Source organism: Robiginitalea biformata HTCC2501 (assembly GCF_000024125.1).
GTDB lineage: Bacteria > Bacteroidota > Bacteroidia > Flavobacteriales > Flavobacteriaceae > Robiginitalea > Robiginitalea biformata.
This window is the reverse complement of sequence record NC_013222.1, coordinates 2,388,368-2,412,420: the sequence shown is the minus strand read 5'-3', so window position 1 is coordinate 2,412,420 and position 24,053 is coordinate 2,388,368. Positions and strand designations below refer to the sequence as shown.

Below are 24,053 nucleotides of genomic sequence, written 5' to 3'. Positions count from 1 at the left end.
GCTGTATCGCTTCAAAACTTGAAATTATAGGTGATGGACGGGATCGGTATAGCAAATATGGAACTCTGCAGGGCTTTGACCTCCCCGCCTTCCGAGACAAAATACACCGAGTAGGGGTTGCTGCGCCCAAGAACATTGTAAACGGAAATAGTCCAGAAACTGTGGGCGAGCTTTTCCTTCCGGTGGTTCCCCTCAATATTGATGCCCAGGTCCAGGCGGATATAGTCCGGGATCCGGAATTTGTTCCTGTCGCTGTAGAGCACGTATTCGGAGTTATTGAAATAATACTGACCCACCGGGTACGTCACCGGCCGGCCCGTTTGGTAGGAGAAGTTCATCGACAGGCTGTAGCGGCGGGTAAAACGGTAATTCGCCACCAGGCTGAGGTCGTGGGGCCGGTCGAAATTCGCCGGGAAAAACTCCCCGTCATTGATCTGCTCCGAAGGGTACGGGCTGTCGAAGCGCACCCGGGTCCGGCTGTAGGTATACCCCAGCCAGCCGTTGAGCCTGCCCCGGTTTCTGCGTATGAGGAATTCCAGGCCATAGGCCTGCCCTTCCCCCTGAATCACTTCGGTTTCCACTTCTTCATTCAGGAGCAGGCGGGCGCCGGTTTTAAAGTCCAGTACATCTTCCGACCATTTGTAATAACCCTCCAGGCTTACCTCGATCTCGGCTTCATTGATGTTTTTAAAGATCCCGAGGCTCACCTGCCGGGATTTCTGGGGGCGGATGTTGTAGTCACTGAGTTTCCAGGTATCGATGGGGGAAACAGTCGTGGTGTTGGTCAACGTATGGATGTATTGGTACATGTTGCTGTACCCCGCGCGCAGGGAGAGCTCGGGAGCCAGCAGGTAACGGGCCGAAGCGCGGATTTCCGGCCCCCCATAGGTTTTGACGAAATCCCCGCTCCCGAAGGACAGCGTGTCTGTGGCCGTACCCGGGTCCCGGGGCTGGCCCTCGGGATACTCCCGCTGCCGGGACGGGCCCAATGCGCCGAAAAAGGAATACCGCACGCCGGCCTCCAGTTCCAGGCGGTCGCTTACGGTAAACCGGTCCGAGAGGAAAAGCCCCCCTTCCAATGCCTGCTCCCTGGGGATTTGCGTGGGTTCCACGTCGGAATCCGGCCCCGCCGGAGTTCGGATCCCGGGGTTGACCCGATAGTATTTGGCCGCCAGGCCGTAGGTGAGTTGGTGGCACTTGTTCATCCGGAATCGGTTCCACGCCCGGAGTTCGGTCTCCTCCACCGAATACCCCAGGTCGAAATCCGTGTTGGCTTCCCCGTCGAATCCGATGTCGAAGGCGTAGCGGCTGTTGGCCAGCGTAAACGTAGCCAGGTTCCGCTCGTCAAAGGTATGGTTCCACGCAACGGATGCAGCCCGGTTGCTGTAACCCACCAGGGAATCGCGCGTAATGCTGAAGCGGTCCTTGCTGTAATAGGCCGTGGCCTTCAATTGGTTGCGGGAATTGATCCGGTCTGTGTAGGTGGCGATAAAATCATAGAAAGAAGCCTCTGTGCCGCTCAGCCGCTCTTCCCCCACAGATCGGAGGATCCAGTCGGAATAGGCGGCCCGCCCGCCCAGGACCAGGGAAGAGCGCCCCTTGTTTACGGGGATTTCAAAGGCCAGGTTGGCCGTAACCGGGCCTACTGACCCCTCGCCCCGAAGGTCCAGGGTGTCCCCGTCTACCGTACGGATATCGAACACGGCGCTGAGCCGGCCCCCGAATTCCACTGGGATGGACCCTTTGTAAATATCCACGCTCTCAGTTACAAACGGGTTGAGTGCCTGGAAAATCCCGAAAAAATGCGTGGGGTTATACACCAGTGCGTGGTTCAGCAGGAACTGATTCTGATCGGTACGGCCGCCGCGGACGTTCAACCCCGTAGCGCCTTCCCCGGCTTTTGAAATCCCCGGCAGGGAAGCGGCAACCTCGAGCAGGTTGCGTTCGCCCAGCACCAGGGGAATATCCTTACTCTCCTCGGAATCGATCCGGTCTGTTCCCGCCGTTACGGCCTCCACGTTCCGGTCCGCGTCGGCCTGCACTACCACTTCGTCGAGCTGTTCCACCGCTTCTTCCACCAGCAGGTCCAGCTGACCGCTATTGTATAGGATTACCTGCCTGCGGACCGGTTCCATCCCGATAAAACGCGTCCGCAATTCCTGGAGACCGGGGGGCAGTTCCAGGCGGTAATACCCATTGGCATCGGTAGCCGTGCCCAGGCCCCGGTTGGTAATCAGGATGGCGACATCCGCAACCGGCATCCTGGACTCCCGTTCCCGGACATATCCTTCGAGCGTATACAAATCCGCTGCCTGCCCGGGGGTTTGCCTCCCGATACGGACGGTTTCCACCTGCCTTTCCTCCGGCTGGGTTTCCTCGCTTACAAAAATCGGCAGGGGTGCCGGAGGCCTTGAGGGTTCGTCGTTTTCCGGCCTGCGTTCGATTGGCGTTCCGAAAAAACCCTCCGGCAACTCGTCGTAAATCCGGCTATTGCGGGTCAGGGCAATCGTGTGGGAGTCGTACCGGAAATAATTGAGTTCGGTACCCGTCAGGAGGTCGTCGAGGATGTCCCCCATCGTGGCATCCCGGTAGGAACGGCTCAGGGGGGAATCCGGCAGCCAATCGGCTACATAGAAGATGGTAAGCTGCTGTTGCCTGGAGAGCTCTTTCAGGGCATCGACGGGTTTCATCCCGGTAAAGGCGAAGTCCATGCGGAGCGTATCCGGAGGCTGCTGCGCCCGGACGGGGGCCGATGCCAGGATGCAAATTGCCAGAATCAGGAATAAGCGGCTGTAAACCTGAGAAGGGATCCCACTACGGAAGGTTTCCGACATGAAAAAATAACTAGCTATCCAAACCTAAATATAGCGGATAAAACGATAGCCCTGTAAAATGTTCGCCCCCGGTTATTCGGGAATCAGTCTGAGCGTGTTTTCCGAGGCTTCCCGGATAGCCTCCGTATCCAATAACATGGGGCGGTATTCCCCGGAGGCGAAACGCGTGGCCTGGTCCTTATAGTGCGGGCTGAACGGGTTTCCGGATTGCCCGGTGGGCAGGATGCTCCTACTCCCTGCCGGATCCGAAAAATCGATTACCCGACGGGTGGAAGGCCCCGAAGTAACCGGATAGACGCCGGTGGAGTCATAGACAAAAGCCAGATTGTTGATAACCTCCCGGGAACCGGGGACCCTGCGGGGCCCCACATTGAGCAGCCACCCCAGGGCAGGGACGCTTCCCATCGCGTGCCGGATTTCCAGCTGGTGGACGGAGCCCCATCGCCAATTTTCAGAATCCGCGCCAAAATCCGCTTCTACCGATGCCATGGCCATCCGGAACGAACGGCTAATGATCTCCGTTTTTGTCTCGGTAATGTCCTCCGTCCGGACATCGTCCCACCAAACCGAATTTTCACGAGATGCCATCCGGGCGATCAGTTTCTTGACCAGGTGGGTCTGCAACAGCGATTCAAACCCGTCCTTTCCCAATTCGTCGGCAAACGTTTCCCGCAGGAAGTGGTACACCCACCGGTGGTACAGCAAGGCTTCCTGTTTTTCAACACCGTAGTTGGCATCCCAGTTGTTCAGGGCATCCACGCATTCGGTCTGGCTGTCGTTGAGGGTGGTAATATCCAGATGGCGGGACAGGTCGGCGATGACGGCCGCATCTACCGGGGAGGTGACATCCAGGAGCATGTCCGCAACGCCCGCTGCATCCCAGTCGGTTCGGGCCTCCAGCAAGGCCTCAATACGCTTGGCCCGGTTCTCCGGCAGGTAATAGCCCGGAATGACTCCCACACCTGTGCTGTCGGGTTGGTTGTTTGCCGAATAGACATAGCCCCGGGGCGGGTTGATGGCCTTCGGATTATCCCGGAATTCCACCGGGCTGCTGAATCCGGGGCCAGCAGACTGCCCGTCCAGAAGGGCCTTTGTTTGGACCGAATCCGGCAACCGGTAAAGGCGGGCGGCTGCCCACCAGGCGATATTCCCGCGGGCATCCCCGTACATGACATTCAGCCCCGGGGCGTGAATAAGGCCTACGGCCTGCTCAAAACCCGCTATGTCCGAGGCGTGGCTCATACCGTACAGGGCTTCCAGCAAACGGTTTTCCCCCTGGGTGTAGGTCCACGACATGGACACCGGGGGTTGCTCCCCCAGGGCGTCGATCACCCCGTTCATTACGGGCCCCAGGTTAGATCGCAGATAGGAAAAGGCAACCGAATCCCCATCCTTAACCGCAATGGATTTATGTATTCGCTGAAACCGGTGCCAGCCATCATTGCGCATATATTGCATGCTGTCGGCCGGGTCGGTGGTTTCCCGGTAAAAATCGATATCGTCATTCTCAAACATGGTCATCCCGTAGGCGACCTCCCGGTTGTGGCCCAGGAGCGGGAACGGCAATCCGGCCATGTGGTACCCGTATTTTTCATAATCCGACAGGGAAATATGGGCTTCATACCAAACGGAGGGTTGCGAAAATCCCATGTGCGGGTCGTTGGCAAACAACACCTTACCGCTCTTGGAGCGCTGGCCCGAGATTACCCAGGAATTACTGCCCTCCAGCATGGGCATAGGCAGGGGTTCCAGGATTCGGCGGATATCTCCCCCTACCGACAAGGCCAGCGTATTGGCTGTATCCCTGTTTAAGGTATCCCGGGAGTCGTATACCGGGATACGGGTGGTGGGAGTGCCGGGGGCTTCGAGTATTTCCCGGAGGTACTCCCCGCCCAGCTTTTCCCCTATCCCGGTCAGGAAGGGGTCTGTTTTGTGGGCCATGGCAAAGCTAAATGCCATATACCCGATGGTGTTGTATACATCCACCATCGTAAAAGGCGTTTTCTCGAGCCCGGTCAGGTAGTATTCAAGGGGAGTCGGTCCATTTGCTATAAAAGCATTTACGCCTTCCAGATAGGCGCGGGTGAGTTCTGCGGCCGGACTTCCCGGATTCAGGCTGGCCACGGTCTCCCGACTCGATTCGTCGATTCCGAGGGCCAAGAAAAACCGGTCGGTTTCAAGGGTGCGGGAACCGAACACTTCCGATAACCCGCCCCTCCCCACGCGCCGTAGGAGTTCCATCTGCCAGAGGCGGTCCTGGGCGTGGACATAACCCAGTGCCCGCAGCGCATCGGCTTCGGAATTGGCAAAAATATGCGGAATGCCAAAGACATCGTAATCCACCCGTACCGAGTCGGCCAGGCCGGGCAGTTTCTCCGTACCGGAATACTCCGGCTTCAGGTGCTGGACAAAGAAAAAGCCTGCCACCAGTAATACCACCAGGAGGGCAAGGAGGAATTTGAGAAATTTTCGGAGGATTTTCAATGGGATAGGATCAGTTGTTCCGATTAAAGATAATCGGAATCCCTTGAAATTTGAAAAAGAATCGGTAAACCGCGATCAGGGGGCTCCGGCCACTTGTTCCTGCGCCCGAAGGCCTGAAACCAACCAATCCCTGTAGGTCCGGGTATCCGTATTCTGGATCGCCGGGTTGAGGATGTGTAAATCCGGCGACAACTGCACGTAATAGGGTTGGGATACCGCCCCGAAATTAGCCGTTTGGAAGGCGCTCCACCGATCGCCAACGGTACGGATCCGCTTGGTTCTCCCACTGTCAAAACGAAAGACGAACTGCTCGGATTCAGGCAATTCCTCCCGGTCGTCCACGTAGAGGGATATCAGGATATACTCCTCGTCCAGCAGGCGGAATACCTCCGGGTTGCTCCATACCTGTTCCTCCATTTTACGGCAATTGACACAAGCCCATCCCGTAAAATCCAGCAGGATCGGCTTGCCTGTCTGCCGTGCCTGTTCCAGCCCGGCGTCGAATTCCTTGTAGCAGTCGAGCCCCAGGGGGCAATCTGTCGGGGATTCCTTCAGGGTATAGAAATCCGGGGGAGGAAACCCGCTGAGCAGTTTCAGGGGCGACCCACTCACAAGCCCGTAGCCCAGATAAGCGGCGAATACCAATGACAGGAAGGCCCCCAGCCCGCGCCCCAGGCCCACCCGCGTGCGGGGTCGGGATTTACCAAACCGGAACCAACCAAGGAGGTAGCCTCCAAGGCCAATGGCCAATAGAATCCAGAGGGCCAGGAAGACCTCCCGCTTCAGGATGCCCCAATGGCCCACGAGGTCTGCATTGGACAGGAACTTTAAGGCCAATCCGAGTTCCAGGAAGCCCAGGACCACCTTAACGGTTTCCATCCAGCCGCCGGATTGCGGCAATCGGCTCAGCCAGGAGGGAAACAGGGCGAACAGGGCAAACGGCAGCGCCAATGCCAGGCCAAAGCCCAGCATCCCCAGGGTCAGGTTGGTCGCAACGTCCCCTTCCGCCAGGGCAGTGCTCCCCAGCAGCCCCCCCAGGATGGGGCCCGTACAGGAAAAGGACACAATGGCCAGGGTAAGCGCCATGAGGAATATGCCAACAGCCCCTCCGATCCGCCCGGAAGCCGCATCGGCCCGGTTGGCCCAGGAAGCCGGGAGTGTCAGTTCGTAATACCCGAAAAAGGAAAATGCAAACACGACGAAAACCAGGAAGAAAACGAGGTTCAGCCAGATATTCGTGGCAATCGAGTTCAATATCTGCGAATCCACAGAATCAAAGAGGTGGAAAGGCAGGCTGAGCAAAAAATAGATGAGCACGATGCAACTTCCGTAGAAGACCGCATTGGCAACCCCCCGGGACCGGTTGGCGGATTGCTTGGTGAAAAAGGAAACCGTGAGCGGGATCATTGGGAAAACGCAAGGGGTCAGCAGTGCGATCAGACCGCCGAGGAACCCCAGGCCAAAAAGGGCCCAGAGCGGGTTCTCCCCTCCTGCCGCCCCCTGGGAGCCCGCAGCCTGCAGGGTTGCCACGTTTTTCAGGTCCAGCTTCAGGGAGCCGGAAAGTTCCGGATGGGAAGGCTCCCCTGCCCCGGTCTCCACCTGGGTTTGCGAACCGTCCAGGGAAAACACGAACTGGTGCTCCCCCGGAATGCAAACCTCTTTGCACACCTGGTAGTATGCGTTGACCCGAACAGCGGACAAATCCGCATCCGAGACGACAATTTCCTGGGTGAAATGGGCGCTTTCCTTAAAGAAGGTCTCGACTACCTCAAAAATTTCATTGTATGCCGTATGCGTTTCACTTTCAGTAACCGGGCCCACCAATTCATAGGTCTTACCGACCCCCTCAAATTCGAATTCAATAGGGAGCGCACCGCCTTCGGCAGTGTGTTGGGAATACAAGTGCCAGTCTGTTTCGATATCTGCCCGGAAATGGAGGACATATGTACTGTCCGTGACCTGCTCCACCGAATGGGACCAGGATACCGGATCCTCGCCCCCCCCTGAAACGGGAAGCTGTGACCAGGTTGTCAGGGCCAGCAAAAAGGCAATGCTATTCAGAATGATTTTTTTTGCCATGTAATCTTGAGGATTTTTCGGGTGGACTCCGTCACCTTGAACCGGTCGTCTGCCCGGTGGCCTACCACCCAGACAATGTCTTTGCCGCTGCAAAGTATCCAGGCAGTTTCCTTGTCAAATCGGCTCAGCCCGGCATCTTTTAAAAATTTGGAGACGCGCTTCCGCCCGTTCAGTCCGATAGGGTAAAAATAGTCCCCTTTTTGCCATTTGCGAAGGGTGAGCTCTTTCTTTAACGTTTCTTTATCGACGTATAGTACTTCTTTGCCCGCCCGGTGCATTTGCGCTACTTCCTCAACCGTCAGGTCGATGGGGAGGCCCGCTGCCGGGTTGTGCGGGTCGAACGACCAGGGGCCCCTGTCCAACGGCACCCTGTGTTTCAATAGCAACTCGTCCCGGTGCTTCAGTAGCCGGTGGGTCGGGCTTTGGACCTCCCTGCCGGTTTCGGATTCCAGCAGGCGGCCGAGGGCCTTCCAATCCGTAAATCCATAGTCCCGGAATAGTTCGTGCAGATGGGCTTCCCGGGGGTGCAAGGCACGGAGTGCCGGGATGGAAAAAACAAGGACCCCATCGCTTTCCCGACTTACTTTGCGAAAAACGCCGTCCATGTACCGCTCTATCAGGGCCCGGGAACCATCCAGGTGCCGGACGCTATTCCCAAATTGATCCAGGAACCCCCCGGAAGCGGCTTTCAGAGCCGGGATCACTTCGTGGCGCAAGCGGTTCCTCAGGTAGCGGGTTTCCGAATTGGAAGCATCTTCCCTCCAGGCTATTCGGGCAGTTTCCGCATAGGCCTCCAGGTCTTCCCGGGAAAAGGCCAGCAACGGCCTTCGGATGTTGGCTGTGCGCGCCGGGATTCCGCAGAGGCCCTCCAGGCCGCTCCCCCGTCCCAGGTTGATCAGGAATGTTTCCAGGGCGTCGTCGGCATGGTGGGCTGTGACAATATATCGCAGGTGGTTTTCCGAAGCCGTCAACTGATCGAACCACTCGTAGCGCAATGCGCGGGCTGCCATTTGAATTGACACTTTATTTTGATTTGCATAACCAATTGTATCAAAGCTTTTTATATGTGTTTTTATCCTTAGTTTATCAGCGGTTTCCCTGACGAATTCCTGGTCGCTTTCGCTGGCCTCACCCCGAAGGTTGAAATTGCAATGGGCCAGTTCAAACTCCAGGCCGGCATCCTTGCAGAGGTGTGCAAGCACCATGCTGTCCAGGCCCCCGCTGCAAGCCAGCAGGAACGAGGAACCCATCAGTTCGGGGAACGCAGCGGATAAATGGGATTTAAAGGCCTCCAGCATGTTGCAAAGTTAGCGGATAAATATCATTGGGGCGGAACAGCCAGGGCCTCCAACCAATCGGAAACTGCTTTGAAAAACGCCGCCCTACCCCGATCGTGGTGCAGCTCGTGCCGATTGCCGTCCAGTACGAGTAATTTGCTGCCCGGCACGCGTCGGTTCAGAATCCGGCTGCCTTCCGGATCAATAATCGGGTCGTCGCCCCCATGTGCTATCAGCAGGGGAATATTCCAATCGGACGCGTGTTCCAGCACCCACTCCCCGGCTGCAATTACCGGCAGGGAATAGTTGGGGCTCACGCGGTCGTGTATCAACGGATCTTCCTTGTAGGCGGCTACCTCTTCCGGCTGGGAGGAGATCCCCGAAGGGTCCAGGCCTGCCGGCAAGGTTACGCTGGGAGCGAGCCGCAGCAGGATTTTCCCAACAACCAGCTTCCAGGCAGGGGGCTGGAATGCCAGGCGCAGGTACGGGCTGCTGGCCACCACGCCTGACGGAGACACCGCACCCCGCAGGACAGCGTTGAGTACCAGGTTCCCCCCTAAACTGTGGCCGTAGAGCACCCGGGGTTGGCCGGGGTACAATTGGCCCGCCTTCTCGTATGCTGCCGACACCTGCCCGATCAATTGCCCGTACCCCTGGCAGTGCCCGCGTTTTCCCCCGGAGTGCCCATGGCCCACCAAATCGAAAGTCAGGACCGCCCAGCCGGCTTGCAACAGGTTGGGCACCACACCGGGTTCATACCGCCCGGCATACTCGCCAAAGCCGTGGACCAGGACCACGCACCCGCGGGGTTCCACTATCTCGTACTGGTAAACGCGTGTTCGGACACCTGCCCATTCCTCGACATAGCCCATCTTTTTGAATTCCGGCATTTCTGCGGTTTTTAGGGGTTCTTCAATCGCCTTCAAGGACTTGCCGCATCGCGCGGGCCTTGAGCAGGCATTCTTCATATTCGGCCTCCGGGGTGGCGGCAGCCGTCAGGGCGCCACCTACCGGGAAACTGGCCACGCCGCGACTTGCATCGTAAAACAGGCTCCGGATCAGGACATTGAAATCAAAGTCCCCATCCGGGGTCATATAACCCAGTGCCCCGCTGTAAGCCCCCCTTTTAAAGGACTCCCGGCTTTCGATGTGTTGCATGGCCGATATTTTCGGGGCCCCGGTCATGCTCCCCATGGGAAAGGTATCCTGCAGCAATTGTACCGGGTCTATCTCCCCGGGCACTTTGGCCCGAATCGTCGAAATGAGTTGGTGGACCTGCTCATAGGTCCTCAGTTCGCACAAACCGTCTACCCGGACGCTTCCCCTGAGGGCGCTGCGGGACAGGTCGTTTCGAACCAGGTCGGCGATCATGATGTTTTCGGCACGCTCCTTCGGGTCTGCCTGCAGGTTAAGCGCCAGTTGCCGGTCGGTTTCCGGTGAGGGGTCCCTGCGGGCAGTCCCCTTCATGGGCTGGGACCAAACGGTGGCTCCGCGCTTGCACAAATAGCGCTCCGGGGAGGCACTGAGAATACTGCGGGATCCGAATTGCATCCAGGCGGCAAACGGGGCCCGGGAAATGGCATTGAGCCTCCGGTAAGTGGCCGCGACATCCAAATGCGCCTCTTCCACAAAGAATTCCTGGCAGAAGGTCACTTCGTAAAAATCCCCCCGATGGATAGCGGCCAGCAGTTTTGCGGCGGCCCGGAAATAGGCTTCCTTAAAAATCCCCATACGCGTCCGCAACTGGCGATTCGGGGCATCTGTCAGCTCCCGGGGTGTATCGGCAATGGCCTTCCGGTCGCTTTCGATCTCGCCAACCGCCCGGGGCAAATAGCGGAAAACAGCCTGCCCCCTACGGATCTCGATAATTTTTTCGGGCTGGAAGACAATCAGATCCGGAAACTTCATCCGGTCCGGGTTTCCGGATTCCAATTCCTCCAGGTCATTCTTCAGGTCGTATCCCAGGTAGCCCAAAACCCAGTCGCCGGTCTGCTCCCGGAAGGCCCGCAGTGCCTCGAAAGCACCCCGGGCGGACGATTGCAGCTCCGCAGCCTTTCCAATGCCCATTAATCCGTCAAACCGGCCCAAAGGGTCCGTGTGGCCGTTACTGTCCAGCCAGCAAAAATCTCCCAGGGTAGCAGCCCAGTTTAGCAGCCCGGACTTGAAGCTGTCTGCATCGTCCAGGGGGAAGCGCCTTTCGGATCGCATGCTGTCAGAGTTTCGCTAAAAAGGTATCCAATGCCCGGCCGTGATCCTCGAGGAGTTCCGGATCGGTGATGCCTTTCTCCGGGTCAAAGTTGTCGTAATAGGAAGGCAGGGACCACTGGGCTGCCACTTCCGCCCCAAACCGGGTGATCATTTTAGCGACGACCTCCCGGGACGATTGCGCCCCGCGCTTGCCCCCGGATGCGGAAAGCAACAAAATAGGGAGTCCCTCGAGGAACTTCCGGTCCTTGCGGGAAAGCCAGTCCAGCAGGTTTTTGGTAAACGCAGAGGGGTTTCCGTTGTGTTCGTTAACGGAAAGGACCAGGCCGTCGGCTTCCCTTAACCGTTTGTGGAGTCCTTCAATCCCCGGCGGGATCCCATGGGCGTCCTCCAGGTCTTTGCTGTACATCGGAAAGTCTTCTTTGGAAAGGTCGCGGGTTTCCACCTGATGCCCTTCGATCAGGGAAACCGTATAGCGCACCAGCTCAAAATTGATGGATGTTGAGGAATTACTGCCGGCAGTTGCCAGGATATTTGCCATATCGCTTCAAGTTTGAGGACGAAAATACCCCAATTACCCATTAAGTGCGAGTATTTTAGCTAATTTTGGTGCCGAAAACATCCAAACGGGTGGGCAATTAAGTATATAGATAAATTCCGAATATGGGAAAACCGAGCCGGTTGTACTTTATTGACGCAATGCGCGCCTGGGCGATCCTGATGATGCTGCAGGGGCATTTCATCGACGGATTGCTGGACCCGCTCTTCCGGGACCCTTCCAATCCGGCCTATGCCACCTGGTTGTATTTCAGGGGGATCACAGCCCCGGTTTTCTTCACCGTTTCCGGTTTCATCTTTACCTACCTGCTGCTCCGAACCCCCAGGAATCAGCCGGATAATCCTCGGATCCGCAAAGGGATTCGACGCGGGTTGCAACTGGTGGCCATCGGATACCTTCTGCGCACCAACCTCTTTGGGTTGCTCCAGGGTCAGATTTACCCGTCTTTTTACCTGGTGGACGTGCTGCACTGCATCGGGGTGGCCCTCCTGCTAATCATCGGCATCTATCAGCTTACCCGGAAATTCCGTCCCGGGGCCTTCCCCGTTTTGCTCCTGATGGTCACCGTGGGGCTCTTCCTTTTTGAACCGGTATACAAGACGTGGACTTATGAGGGGTGGCCTGCCGCCATTGCGAACTATCTGACCAAAGCCAACGGTTCCGTGTTCACAATCGTTCCCTGGGTGGGTTACACCGCGTTCGGGGCCTTTCTGGCCACCGCCTTTCGGAGGTATGCCAATACCCGGCACCTGTATGTAAAAAGCATCTTGCTGAGTGTCCTGGCCGGTGTTGCCCTGGTTGGGTATTCCTCGGCGTTTTTCAGCTGGGTGGCCCGGCAAACCGGATGGGAATTGCCGGAAATGGTAGTTGCCAACAACTATTTGTTTATCCGGCTCGGGGATGTCCTGCTGGTTTTTGCCGTGTTTATGCTCCTGCGGGGCCTGTTGAAAAAGGAGGTGTTTTTGCGCATCGGGCAGAATACACTGAGCATCTACGTCATCCACTTTATCATACTCTACGGCAGTTTTACCGGCCTGGGGCTCTACCGGTTCCTGCACCACAGCCTAACCCCCTGGGAAGTAATCCCCGGGGCGCTTGCTTTTATGCTGGTTTGCACCTGGGCGGCCCTGACATACGACTCCCACCAGGAACGGGTCCGCGACCTGCTTAAATCCACCGCCCGGATTACCCGGCAGGGATTGGAAAAATACGCGTGGATCCTCTACCGGTGGGCCCGCCGGGGAGCCGACAAACTCATGCGCCTGCTGGGGCTTGCCGAAAGCCGTTCCTGAGGCAGTTTCCACTACTTCCCGCACCCGCATTTTGATTCAGGGAACCCCTAGCTGTGCAGGGGACGATTGTCCGTGGCTGCCAAAGCAGCTTCCTTGACCGCTTCCGCATAGGTTGGGTGGGCATGGCTCATCCGCGCGATATCCTCTGCAGAAGCCCGGTATTCCATGGCCACTACGGCTTCCGCGATCAGGTCGGCAACCCGGGCCCCGATCATATGGACTCCCAGGACTTCATCCGTTTCCTTATCCGCCAGTATTTTTACGAACCCGTCCGTATCCATGCTGGCGCGGGACCGCCCGAGGGCCCGCATGGGAAATTGCCCGCTTTTATAAGCGACCCCGGCTTCCTTGAGCTCCTCCTCGGTTTTCCCGACTGCCGCTACTTCGGGCCAGGTATACACCACGCCCGGGATCAGGTTGTAATCGATATGCGGTTTTTGACCCGCCAGGATCTCGGCGACCATCACCCCTTCCTCTTCGGCCTTGTGGGCAAGCATTGCGCCGCGCACCACGTCTCCGATAGCATAGATGTTCCCGGCAGAGGTACGGAGGTGTTCGTCTACCTCCACCTGGCCGCGGTCGTTGAGTTTAACCCCCGCCGCCTCGGCGTTCAGCCCGTCCGTATAGGGTTTGCGGCCTACGGAAACCAGGCAGTAATCGCCTTCCAGGCTCACCGACTTCCCTTTCTTGTCCTCGGCCTCCACCGTGATTTTCTCACCTTTCCGGGATACGCCGGTTACTTTGTGCGACAGGTAAAACTTCACCTTTTGCTTTTTGAGTACTTTGGTAAGCTCGCGCGAAAGGGCGCCGTCCATCCCGGGGATGATGCGGTCCATATATTCCACAACGCTCACCTGGGCACCCAACCGGTTGTAGACCTGCCCGAGTTCCAGGCCGATTACACCCCCGCCGATAATAATCAGGTGCTTGGGGACTTCCTGGAGTTTCAGCGCCTCGGTGGAGGTAATGATGCGCTCCTTGTCCAGCTCAATGAAGGGCAGGCTGGCAGGCTTGGAACCGGTGGCGATTATGCTGTGTTTGGCTTCGATTTCCGTTTTCTCCTTCCCAGCAATTTCGATATGCGTAGCGTCCTTAAAACTTCCCAGGCCGTGGTAGACGTCTACCTTGTTCTTGTCCATCAGGAATTCGATCCCCTTGGTGTTCTCTTCCACAACCGATTGCTTCCGGGCAATCATCTGTTTCAGGTTCACCTTTACGTCACCGGGGATATCGATCCCGTGCTTCTCAAAATGCGTTATGGCATCGTGGTAGTGATGGCTGGAGTCCAGCAGGGCCTTGGAAGGGATACACCCGACATTCAGGCAGGTACCCCCCAGGGTGTCGTATTTTTCAATCAGGGCGGTTTTCATGCCCAGTTGGGCACAACGGATGGCGGCCACATACCCGCCGGGTCCCGAGCCGATTATGGCTACGTCGTATGATTTCATAGTTGCGGTTTTCTACGGATTATCGATCCTGGTAAAAGCAGGAACAAAAGTACAAATGTTTTGGCAGTCTGCAGGGATGATTCAGAGTGGCAATTCCGTGGTGTGTTTAACCTCCCGGATCACAAACGAACTCTGGGTGCTCCCAATGTGGTTAATGGCAGTGAGTTTCCCTACCATGAACTCCCGGTAGGCCTCCATATCCGCAACGTAAATCTCCAGGATATAATCGTATTCCCCGCCGATGTGGTAACAACTCACCACCTCCCGCAAGGCCAGGACTTCTTCCTCAAACTGCAAAACGCGGGGTTTGATGTGCTGGCTGAGTTTGATATGGCAGAACACCTTGAGTTTCCGGCCGGCCCTGCCCGGGTTGAGCAGGGCTACATACCGGTCAATCACCCCTTGCTTCTCCAGGCGCCTGACCCGTTCGTAAACGGCTGTTGGCGAAAGGTCGAGTTGCAGGGCCAGGGCCTTGGTGGTCTGTTTACTGTTCTCCTGCAGGAGCCGGAGCAGTTTGCGGTCTGTCGGGTCGAATTCCATCCGTATATTTTTCTATAATAACGTCTTATTTTGATCAAAATACATAATTATATCTATGATATTGCTATATCACAGTATGTTTATCTAAATAATTGATCATACATTGATATAATCTTTTTGTATGGGTACCTTCACAGAAAATTACACCAAAATGAAGCCATACAACGCCTCCGACGCCATCCAGGACCTGCAATACTTCGGGGAGTTCGGCGGGGTGAACCCCTCCATTTCCGATTCCTCCACATATACCTTCCTGTCTGCCAAAACCATGTTTGACACCTTTGAGGGCAATACGGAGGGCTGTTACCTCTACAGCAGGCACAGCTCCCCCTCCAACCTTTACCTGGGCGAAGCCCTGGCCGCCCTCGAGGGGACCGAAAGCGCCAACGTCACGGCCAGCGGCATGGGGGCGATCACGGCAGTCATTTTACAACTCTGCAGCAGCGGCGACCACCTGGTCAGCAGCCGGACCATCTACGGGGGTACCTATGCCTTCCTGAAGAATTTCCTGAAACGCTTTGATATTGCAGTGAGTTTTGTGGACATCACGGACCCGGAAGCAGTAGCCGCAGCAATCACCGACAAAACCCGCATGATTTACTGCGAATCCGTGAGCAACCCCCTGCTGGAGGTTGCAGATATCCCCACGCTGGCAAAGCTGGCCAATGACAGAGGCATCCGCCTGGTGGTGGATAACACCTTCTCCCCCCTCTCCCTCTCCCCGGCCCGCCTGGGCGCCCATATCGTGGTGCACAGCCTGACCAAATTCATCAACGGGAGCAGCGACGCGGTGGCCGGGGCCGTTTGCGCCGATTCGGATTTCTGCCTGGCCCTCAAAGATGTGAATGACGGGGCCGGGATGCTCCTTGGCAGCACCCTGGACAGTTTGCGGGCCGCGTCCATCTTGAAAAACCTACGGACGCTTCACCTGCGCATCCGGCAACACAGCAGCAATGCCGCCTATTTGGCCGGCAAATTCCGGGAAGCCGGGCTCCGGGTGGTCTACCCGGGCCTGGAATCCCATCCGGGGCACCAGTTGATGCAGCGCCAGATGAACCCCGATTTCGGATTTGGCGGCATCCTGACCGTGGATGCGGGATCGGCCGAAAAAGCGGATGCACTCATGGAGATGATGCAGCGGGAAAACCTGGGGTACCTGGCCGTAAGCCTCGGGTTCTACAAAACGCTTTTCAGCGCCCCGGGGTCTTCTACTTCTTCGGAAATCCCGGAGGAAGAACAGCAAGAAATGGGGTTGGGTTCCGGCCTGATCCGATTCTCCATCGGCCTGGACAACAATATCGAACGCACCTGCGAGCGCATGCTGCGGTGTATGCAGCAACTGGGGGTTACCTCCGAATCGCAGCCGGCGGGATAATTCAACCCGAAGAGCCTGCGGGGTGCGGGAACGGGCCTGAAACCCATCCGCGGGCAGTAGTAAGCCTCGCAACCCGGAACCGGATGTGCGCTTGCCCGGCCTTGCAGAAGCCCCGGCAAAGTCGTAATATTACCGTCTAGCTAACACACTTTATGGCCAAACCAAAATCCGGTAAGTACCGACAGGACGAACACATAGTAGACAACCGGGAACTCGGGATATGGGAAGCGCTGATCCCGGTATTTGCCCTGATCGGGATGCTGGCATACAATGTTTATGTCTTCGGGGATGAGGCCATTGGAGGCTCCAACCAGTTTATCCTCCTGATGGGGGGTGCAGTGGCCGCGATTGTGGGCTTCTTTAACAAGGTTTCCTTCAAATCCATGCTGGCCGAAGTGGCCGAAAACATCAAATCCACTACCGGGGCCCTGCTGATTCTGCTCATGGTGGGGGCACTGGCCGGCACCTGGCTCATCAGCGGCATCATCCCGGCTATGATTTATTACGGGTTGCAGGTCCTGAACCCGACGATATTTTTGGCGGCCTGCGTGGTGATCAGCGCCATCATCTCGGTGGCCACCGGCAGTAGCTGGACCACCTCCGCCACAGTGGGAATTGCGTTGATCGGCATCGGGGATGCCCTGGGGATTTCCCTGGGGATGACCGCCGGGGCCGTGCTTTCCGGGGCGTATTTCGGGGACAAGATGTCCCCCCTGAGCGATACGACCAACCTGGCACCCGCCATGGCCGGGGGCGACCTCTTTTCGCATATCCGGTATATGTCCCTGACCACCACCCCCACCATTTTGATTACGCTCGCTGTTTTTATCATCCTCGGATTTACCCTGGATACAAGCGGGGATGCCGATACGGGTGGGATCCTTCGCTCTATCGAGGCGACCTTCGATATATCCGGCTGGTTGTTTTTGGTGCCGGCAGCCGTGATTTTTATGATCGTCCGCAAAACGCCCCCTCTGGTGGCCCTGTTGGCCGGAACGCTGCTGGGCGGGGTGTTCGCCCTGATTTTCCAGCCCGGTGTCGTGGCGGGTATTACCGGGGCGGCCGAACTCACTTTTGAATCGGGCTATAAGGGCGTACTCAACGCCATTACGGTCACAACCTCCGTCCCAACCGACAACGCCGCCCTGTCTGAGTTGTTTTACGCAAAAGGCATGGAGGGCATGCTCGGGACCATCTGGCTGATTGTCTGCGCCATGGTATTCGGGGGCATCATGGATGCCATCGGCGCCCTCTCCCGGATTACCGGGGCACTGCTCGGCATGGCCAAATCCACCTTCAGCCTGTTCGCCAGTACGGTGGGGAGCTGCCTGGCACTGAATATCACGGCATCGGACCAATACCTGGCCATCGTCGTTCCCGGAAAGATGTTTGCCAAGGCCTACGAAGACCGGGGTCTGGCCCCTGAGAACCTGAGCCGGACCCTGGAGGATTCGGGTACCGTCACCTCTGTACTGATCCCGTGGAATACCTGCGGGGCGTATCACAGCGCCACCCTGGGCGTCTCTGTGGCAGACTACATGTTTTTTGCCATATTCAATTGGCTCAGCCCCTTCACCACGCTGTTCTTCGCAGCTTTCGGGATCAAGATCGCCCAACTCAGGGAACAGATCAGCACCACCAAATAAGCGACCCGATGCCCGAAGAATCATTCACCCGAAACCGGATCAAAAGTGTGGGAATCGCCATGCGCGGGGCCTGGTTGCTGGTGCGCACAGAAGGGAGCATCCAGATCCAGGCGGTCATCGCCCTGGTCGTTACCGGGGCCGGCTTTTATTTTTCCATATCGGCTACCGAATGGATGTTCCAATTGCTGGCCATCGGCTTGGTAATGGGTGTGGAAGGAGTGAATACCGCCATTGAAAAACTATCGGATTACGTCCAGCCCGAATACGATGAGCGGATTGGCAGGCTCAAGGATATGTCGGCCGGAGCCGTGATGATTACCTCCATCCTCGCCTCTATCGTGGGCCTGATAATCTACCTGCCCAAACTCTTTTAAGCCGGCATTCGGCTGTTCCTTCACCCGTAAATTTGTATTTTAGCCGCTGATATTCCTACGGACTGCATGGCAAGAAAGAAACGCAAAACCAAGTCGGCCAAAAAAAAGCGCTCCCTGCGCCTTTCCCGGCAAAACAAGGTCATCCTGGGCAGCTTGCTGGTACTCCTCAGCATCGCCCTTTTCTTCAGTTTTATCTCGTTTTACTTTAACTGGCAGGACGACCAGAGCCTGCTCACCGAATTCGCAGACCGCAACAAAGAGGCCCGGAACCTGCTCAACAAGTTCGGGGCGGCCGTCAGCCATTTTTTTATGTTCAAGGGATTTGGGCTGGCTTCCCTGGTCTTCCCGGTCCTGCTGTGCCTGACCGGCCTGTACATGTTTCTCGGGATCGACTTGCGCGGGCTGCTCACCAAGTGGATCTGGGGGCTTGTGTTGCTGATTTGGGTATCTGTCAGCCTCGGCTTCCTGGGCGCGCAGCAACCCCTGCTCGGAGGCCAGATTGGCTTTGAGATGAACGATTTCCTCCAGGACTACACGGGCAAAATCGGGGTCATGCTGCTGCTGTTGTTTGGCCTGGTGGTTATCCTGGTACGGCTCTTTGGCTTTGACCCGCAGGCCGTTGGACAGGCATTTTCCCGATTGAACGTGCCCGGCATGTCCCTGTCCGGCAACCGGAAGGCATCGGAAACCGGGGCTTCCCAGCCCGACGCAACGGAGGCAACGGCTGCCGCCATGGATTTAACGGCCGAAGGGGAAGGGTCACAGGAAGCCGAACCGGAACCCGTCAAACCAGACCCCTATACGCACAAAAAGGACATTCCCAGCCTATCCGGCGATTCCCAGCCTGCGGATGAGGATCCGGGGCAGGAACTCGAAATAGAGGTGGCCGAACAGGAGGAGGAAACCGACGAAACGGACCTGCGCTCCAGCCAGCTCGTCTCAGATTTCGGGGAATTCGACCCCACCCTGGAACTCTCCAAATACAAATTCCCCCACCTGGACCTGCTGGACACGCATGGGGCTTCGGGGGGTATTACCATCAACCAGGAGGAACTGGAGGAGAACAAGAACAAGATTGTAGATACGCTGCGGAATTACAAGATCGGGATCGCCCAGATTAAAGCGACCATCGGACCCACGGTGACCCTCTACGAAATCGTGCCGGAAGCCGGTATCCGTATTTCCCGAATCAAAAACCTGGAAGATGACATCGCCCTGTCCCTGGCGGCCCTGGGGATTCGGATTATCGCCCCCATACCCGGCAAGGGGACCATCGGGATCGAGGTGCCCAACAAGAAACCGACCACGGTCTCCATGCGGTCGGTGATCGCCTCCAAGAAATTCCAGAATGCCGAGATGCAACTGCCCATTGCCCTGGGCAAGAGCATCAGCAACGAGACCTTTGTGGTAGACCTGGCCAAGATGCCCCACCTCCTGATGGCCGGCGCCACCGGGCAGGGGAAATCCGTCGGCCTGAACGCCATCCTGACCTCCCTGCTCTACAAACGGCACCCGGCCGAAGTGAAGTTTGTACTGGTAGACCCGAAAAAAGTAGAGCTGACGCTGTACAACAAGATCGAACGCCATTTCCTGGCCAAACTGCCGGATACCGAGGAAGCCATCATTACGGACAACACGAAAGTGATCCATACGCTGAACTCCCTCTGTATTGAGATGGACAACCGGTACGAATTGCTGAAGGCGGCCCTGGTGCGGAATATTGCGGAGTACAACAAGAAGTTCAAGGCGCGTAAGCTCAACCCGAACGAAGGCCACCGCTACCTCCCCTATATTGTATTGGTGATCGACGAGTTTGCCGACCTGATCATGTCTGCTGGCAAGGAGGTGGAAACCCCCATCGCCCGGCTGGCGCAACTGGCCCGGGCCATCGGCATCCACCTGATCATCGCTACCCAGCGGCCGTCGGTCAACGTGATTACCGGGCTGATCAAGGCGAATTTCCCGGCGCGGATTGCCTTCCGGGTGACCTCCAAGATCGACTCGCGGACCATCCTGGACACCCAGGGGGCGGACCAGCTGATCGGGCGTGGCGACATGCTCTTTACCCAGGGGAACGACACGATCCGCCTGCAATGCGCCTTTGTAGACACCCCGGAGGTAGCCAAAATCACCGAATACATCGGTTCCCAACGGGCCTACCCGGATGCCCACCTGCTGCCGGAATACGTGGGCGAGGATTCTGGCACGGGGCTTGATTACAGTATTGAGGAGCGGGACGATATGTTCCGGGATGCCGCCGAGGTCATCGTAACGGCCCAACAAGGCTCGGCCTCCCTGATCCAGCGGAAATTGAAGCTGGGATACAACCGGGCAGGCCGGATTATCGACCAGCTGGAAGCTGCGGGGATCGTAGGCCCATTTGAAGGCAGCAAGGCACGGCAGGTACTCGTGCCGGATATAGCCGCCCTGGACCAGTTATTGAACAACGAAACAAATTGAAACACATGAAACCGAGAATTCTCATAGTAATCCTGGCCTTGTTGGCCGTTTCTTCGGCAACCGCCCAGCAACCTGAAAAAGCCAAGGCCTTGCTGGACGAGGTGTATGACAAGGTCCGGGGCTACGACAATATTTTTGTGGACTTCAAATTTGAACTGAACAACACGGAAGCCAACGTCCGTCAGGAGACCCGGGGCGACCTCACGCTGCAGGGCGAAAAATACGTCCTCAACTATATGGGCGCCCAGCAACTCTACGACGGGGACAAAGTCTACACGGTGGTCCCGGAGAATGAAGAAGTCACCATCGAGGACAAAAGCGACGACCCGGGTACCGTGAGCCCGTCCCGGATGCTCACCTTCTATCGGGAAGGCCACAATTACGCCTGGGACGTACTGCAAAACGTCCAGGGCCGGAAAATCCAGTACGTGAAGCTGACGCCCATCGATTCGGATTCGGATATCAGGAGTATCCTGCTGGGTATCGACGTGGAGACCAAGCATATTTACCGGTTGATTGAAACCGGCAGCAACGGCACTAAGACCACCATTACTGTTAATTCTTTTAAAACAGATCAACCCCTGTCAAAATCCTTGTTTACCTTTGATGAGCAGAAGTTTACCGACGACGGGTACTACATCATAAGAAACTAGCAGCTTGCGCATTCTCGATCAATATATCCTGAAAAGGTTCCTTACGAATTTTTTCAGTTCGTTCGTGATCCTGATGTTCATCTTCATTTTCCAGACGATCTGGCTCTTTATCGACGATCTGGCCGGGAAGGGGTTGGACATCATCATTATCGGGAAGTTCCTCTTTTACCTGATGCCGAACCTGACCGAGAAGGTACTCCCGCTTACCGTCCTGCTCTCCTCCATCCTGACCTTCGGGGCCTTTGCCGAGAATTACGAGTTTGCCGCCATGAAGGCGTCCGGCATTTCCCTGCAGCGATCCATGCTGCCGCTAATCGTATTTGTATCCCTCCTGGGGTTTGTCACGTTTTATTTTGCCAATACGGTGATCCCGATCTCCGAACAGAAAATCTACAACCTGCGCCGGAATATCGCCACCCTGAAACCGGCCGCTGTCATCACGGAGGGGGTGTTCAGCGATTTTGAGGGCAAGAACATCAAGGTTGATCGCAAATACGGGGAGAACGACCGCTTCCTTGAAAATGTGGTTATCCACGAAAAATCTAACCTGCAGCGGAATACCACGGTGATCAAGGCGGCCACCGGCGAGCTGATCAGTGGTGAAGGCTCGGATATTATCCAGCTCGTATTGCGGGACGGCCACTATTATCACGAAATGACGCAGGCCTCCGGCAGCAACCAGCGTACCCATCCCTTTGCCAAGGCCGATTTCGACACCTACATCATGAATATTGCCCTGCCGGATAACATGGAGGACCTGGAAGCAGACCGGAACGTGGAAACGGACCGGATGAAAAACGTCTCCCGGCTTCGGACGGATATCGATTCGATCCGGGAGCACAATTTCCGGGTGGCGGCTGCTTTTTCGCGCAGTACCCGATCGCGTATGGGGGTGATGACCCTGAGCCCTGCGGATTCCGTTGCGGCCGGCGGCACCGACTCGTCCATGGTCCGCAGTACGGATTCCATCCCCAGGGATTCGACTCTTTCGGATACTGCAGTTGCAGACCGCAACCCGGAACCGGATTCCGAGTTGGACACGGACGCGGCAACCGGAAATAAGGCAGATACCGCCCAAAACCGCAGGGCAGACAGCCTGGCGGCAAAGATCCGGGAACAGGTGGGCGCTGCCATCCAGGTGCCCGATACGGTCCTGGCGGCTTCCGAATACCGGGAAATCCCCAGGGACGAACCATTGAGCGCTTTTCTGACATTTGAGAAAAGCCGGATCCTGGACGCCAGCCGCAATTCCGTGCGGAATATCCTGAATTCTGTTAAAGGCAAGCGCGAGGAATTGGAATTGAGTTACAAGCGCTATAACCGGCATATCCTGAGCCTGCACAACAAATTTGCACTGGCACTGTCCTGCATCATCCTTTTCTTTGTTGGCGCTCCCCTGGGCGCCATTATCAGAAAGGGCGGGTTGGGCCTGCCGATGGTGGTGGCCATCGTCCTGTTCCTGGCCTATTACTTTTTCGGCGTATTTTCAAATAATTACGCCAAGGAGGGCAATATTCCACCGGTGCTCGGCGCCTGGCTGCCGACGATGATTATGCTGCCCCTGGGGGTTTGGCTGACGCGGCGCGCCACGGCCGACCGGGGTCTGATGAGCTTCGGGCATTTTATAGATTTTATCAGGGATCGTTTTTCCCGAAAAAAGAAAGCGGGGACTACCAAAAACTGACTATGGGAAAAAAAATACAGCTGGATTCCATCGAGTCCGCCATTGAAGATATCCGGCAGGGCAAGGTCATCATTGTGGTGGACGATGAAAACCGGGAGAATGAAGGCGACTTTATCGCGGCGGCCGAAAAGGTAACCCCGGAGATGATCAACTTTATGGCCACCCATGGCAGGGGCCTAATCTGCGCCCCGCTTACCGAGGAGCGATGCGATGCGCTCGACCTGAAAATGATGGTGGAAAACAACACGGTGCTGCACCACACGCAATTTACCGTATCGGTAGACCTGATCGGGTATGGCTGTACGACGGGCATCTCCGTCCACGACCGCGCCAAAACGATCCAGGCCCTGGTGAACCCGGACATCCGGCCGGAGGAACTCGGCCGTCCCGGCCACATATTCCCGCTCCGCGCCAAAAACGGGGGAGTATTGCGGCGCGTGGGCCATACAGAGGCTGCCGTCGATTTTGCCCGGCTGGCGGGATTCCAACCGGCGGGAATCCTCGTGGAAGTGCTCAACGAGGACGGCACCATGGCCCGGTTGCCCGAACTGGCCCGGGTGGCGCGCAAATTCAACCTGAAGCTCGTTTCTATCGAAGATTTGGTCGCGTACCGGATGAAGCACGACAGCCTGATCCGCAAAGAGGCCTCTTTTGACGTCAAAACCCGGTTCGGGGAATACCGGCTCCACGCCTACCGTCAAACCACCAACGACCAGATACACCTGGCCCTCACCAAAGGTGCCTGGAAGGACGGCGACCCGGTGCTTACCCGGATCAATTCCACCCTGGTGAACAACGACATCCTGGGGACGCTGACCAACGATGCAGACAAAAAACTGGACGATATGTTCCGGGCCCTGAACGATGAAGGTACGGGAGCCATAGTTTTTATCAACCAGCCCAGCGAATCCCTGAACCTGCTCTCGCGGATCAGGGGTCTGGAGGAAAACCAGGCGAAAGGCATCCTCAAAGCCCCGGGAATCGAAATGGACACCAAGGATTTTGGGATTGGCGCACAGATACTCCACGACCTGCGGATCCAGAAAATCCGGCTGATGACCAACAGCTCCCAGGCCAAGCGCGTCGGGATCGTCGGCTACGGGTTGGAAATAGTGGATTACGTGCCCTATTGAGCGATACCGC

Annotated in this window: 17 protein-coding genes; 8 read left to right on the top strand and 9 right to left on the bottom strand. The window is 56.9% G+C overall.

Annotation, left to right across the window (positions count from 1 at the left end):
• Positions 1-11 precede the first annotated feature (11 nt).
• The 7 genes from RB2501_RS10705 to RB2501_RS10675 form a co-directional block, all read right to left on the bottom strand.
• Positions 12-2,834 (bottom strand): TonB-dependent receptor, encoded by a 2,823-nt coding sequence (locus RB2501_RS10705; RefSeq protein WP_015754833.1) that lies wholly within the window; start codon positions 2,832-2,834, stop codon positions 12-14.
• A 72-nt stretch (positions 2,835-2,906) separates the two neighbouring features.
• Positions 2,907-5,318 (bottom strand): penicillin acylase family protein, encoded by a 2,412-nt coding sequence (locus RB2501_RS10700; protein ID WP_015754832.1) that lies wholly within the window; start codon positions 5,316-5,318, stop codon positions 2,907-2,909.
• 75 nt (positions 5,319-5,393) lie between these two features.
• Entirely contained in the window at positions 5,394-7,397 is a 2,004-nt protein-coding gene (locus tag RB2501_RS10695; protein ID WP_015754831.1) for a protein-disulfide reductase DsbD family protein, read from the bottom strand.
• Positions 7,376-8,695, bottom strand: a complete 1,320-nt coding sequence (tilS, locus tag RB2501_RS10690) for a tRNA lysidine(34) synthetase TilS (protein WP_015754830.1) — start codon at positions 8,693-8,695, stop codon at positions 7,376-7,378. Before tilS ends, RB2501_RS10695 begins: the two co-directional genes overlap by 22 nt.
• A 23-nt stretch (positions 8,696-8,718) precedes the next feature.
• Complete coding sequence (locus tag RB2501_RS10685; protein WP_238528064.1) at positions 8,719-9,564, bottom strand: alpha/beta hydrolase; 846 nt, start codon at positions 9,562-9,564, stop codon at positions 8,719-8,721.
• A gap of 22 nt (positions 9,565-9,586) precedes the next feature.
• A complete protein-coding gene (locus tag RB2501_RS10680) occupies positions 9,587-10,882 on the bottom strand; it encodes an anthranilate synthase component I family protein (protein WP_015754828.1) in 1,296 nt (431 codons plus the stop codon).
• Positions 10,883-10,886: 4 nt separating this feature from the next.
• Positions 10,887-11,420: an NADPH-dependent FMN reductase gene (locus RB2501_RS10675; protein WP_015754827.1), complete on the bottom strand. Its 534-nt coding sequence runs from the start codon at positions 11,418-11,420 to the stop codon at positions 10,887-10,889.
• A gap of 122 nt (positions 11,421-11,542) precedes the next feature.
• On the opposite strand from RB2501_RS10675, the gene RB2501_RS10670 reads away from it, so the two are divergent.
• Positions 11,543-12,730, top strand: a complete 1,188-nt coding sequence (locus RB2501_RS10670) for an acyltransferase family protein (protein ID WP_015754826.1) — start codon at positions 11,543-11,545, stop codon at positions 12,728-12,730.
• Between the two features lie 47 nt (positions 12,731-12,777).
• Here the strand turns inward: RB2501_RS10670 and lpdA are convergent, their stop codons facing one another.
• Together lpdA and RB2501_RS10660 are read right to left on the bottom strand one after the other, a co-directional pair.
• Complete coding sequence (lpdA, locus tag RB2501_RS10665) at positions 12,778-14,178, bottom strand: dihydrolipoyl dehydrogenase (protein ID WP_015754825.1); 1,401 nt, start codon at positions 14,176-14,178, stop codon at positions 12,778-12,780.
• Between the two features lie 81 nt (positions 14,179-14,259).
• Positions 14,260-14,718, bottom strand: coding sequence for an Lrp/AsnC family transcriptional regulator (locus tag RB2501_RS10660; RefSeq protein ID WP_015754824.1), 459 nt, complete (start codon positions 14,716-14,718; stop codon positions 14,260-14,262).
• 151 nt (positions 14,719-14,869) lie between these two features.
• Between RB2501_RS10660 and RB2501_RS10655 the strand changes: the two genes are divergently transcribed.
• The 7 genes from RB2501_RS10655 to ribB all read left to right on the top strand — a co-directional run bounded on the left by RB2501_RS10655 (position 14,870) and on the right by ribB (position 24,043).
• Positions 14,870-16,093, top strand: coding sequence for an aminotransferase class I/II-fold pyridoxal phosphate-dependent enzyme (locus RB2501_RS10655; RefSeq protein WP_041327761.1), 1,224 nt, complete (start codon positions 14,870-14,872; stop codon positions 16,091-16,093).
• A 152-nt stretch (positions 16,094-16,245) separates the two neighbouring features.
• Complete coding sequence (gene nhaC / locus RB2501_RS10650; protein WP_015754822.1) at positions 16,246-17,739, top strand: Na+/H+ antiporter NhaC; 1,494 nt, start codon at positions 16,246-16,248, stop codon at positions 17,737-17,739.
• Positions 17,740-17,747: 8 nt separating this feature from the next.
• Positions 17,748-18,113, top strand: coding sequence for a diacylglycerol kinase (locus tag RB2501_RS10645; protein WP_015754821.1), 366 nt, complete (start codon positions 17,748-17,750; stop codon positions 18,111-18,113).
• 66 nt (positions 18,114-18,179) lie between these two features.
• Positions 18,180-20,573 (top strand): DNA translocase FtsK, encoded by a 2,394-nt coding sequence (locus RB2501_RS10640; protein ID WP_015754820.1) that lies wholly within the window; start codon positions 18,180-18,182, stop codon positions 20,571-20,573.
• Between the two features lie 5 nt (positions 20,574-20,578).
• On the top strand, positions 20,579-21,226 hold the full coding sequence (locus tag RB2501_RS10635; RefSeq protein ID WP_015754819.1) for a LolA family protein: 648 nt from the start codon (positions 20,579-20,581) through the stop codon (positions 21,224-21,226).
• A gap of 4 nt (positions 21,227-21,230) precedes the next feature.
• The gene (locus RB2501_RS10630; RefSeq protein ID WP_015754818.1) at positions 21,231-22,910 is read left to right on the top strand and encodes an LptF/LptG family permease; all 1,680 of its coding nucleotides are present in this window, start codon (positions 21,231-21,233) and stop codon (positions 22,908-22,910) included.
• Positions 22,911-22,912: 2 nt separating this feature from the next.
• Positions 22,913-24,043, top strand: a complete 1,131-nt coding sequence (gene ribB / locus RB2501_RS10625) for a 3,4-dihydroxy-2-butanone-4-phosphate synthase (RefSeq protein WP_015754817.1) — start codon at positions 22,913-22,915, stop codon at positions 24,041-24,043.
• The last annotated feature ends 10 nt before the right edge of the window (positions 24,044-24,053 follow it).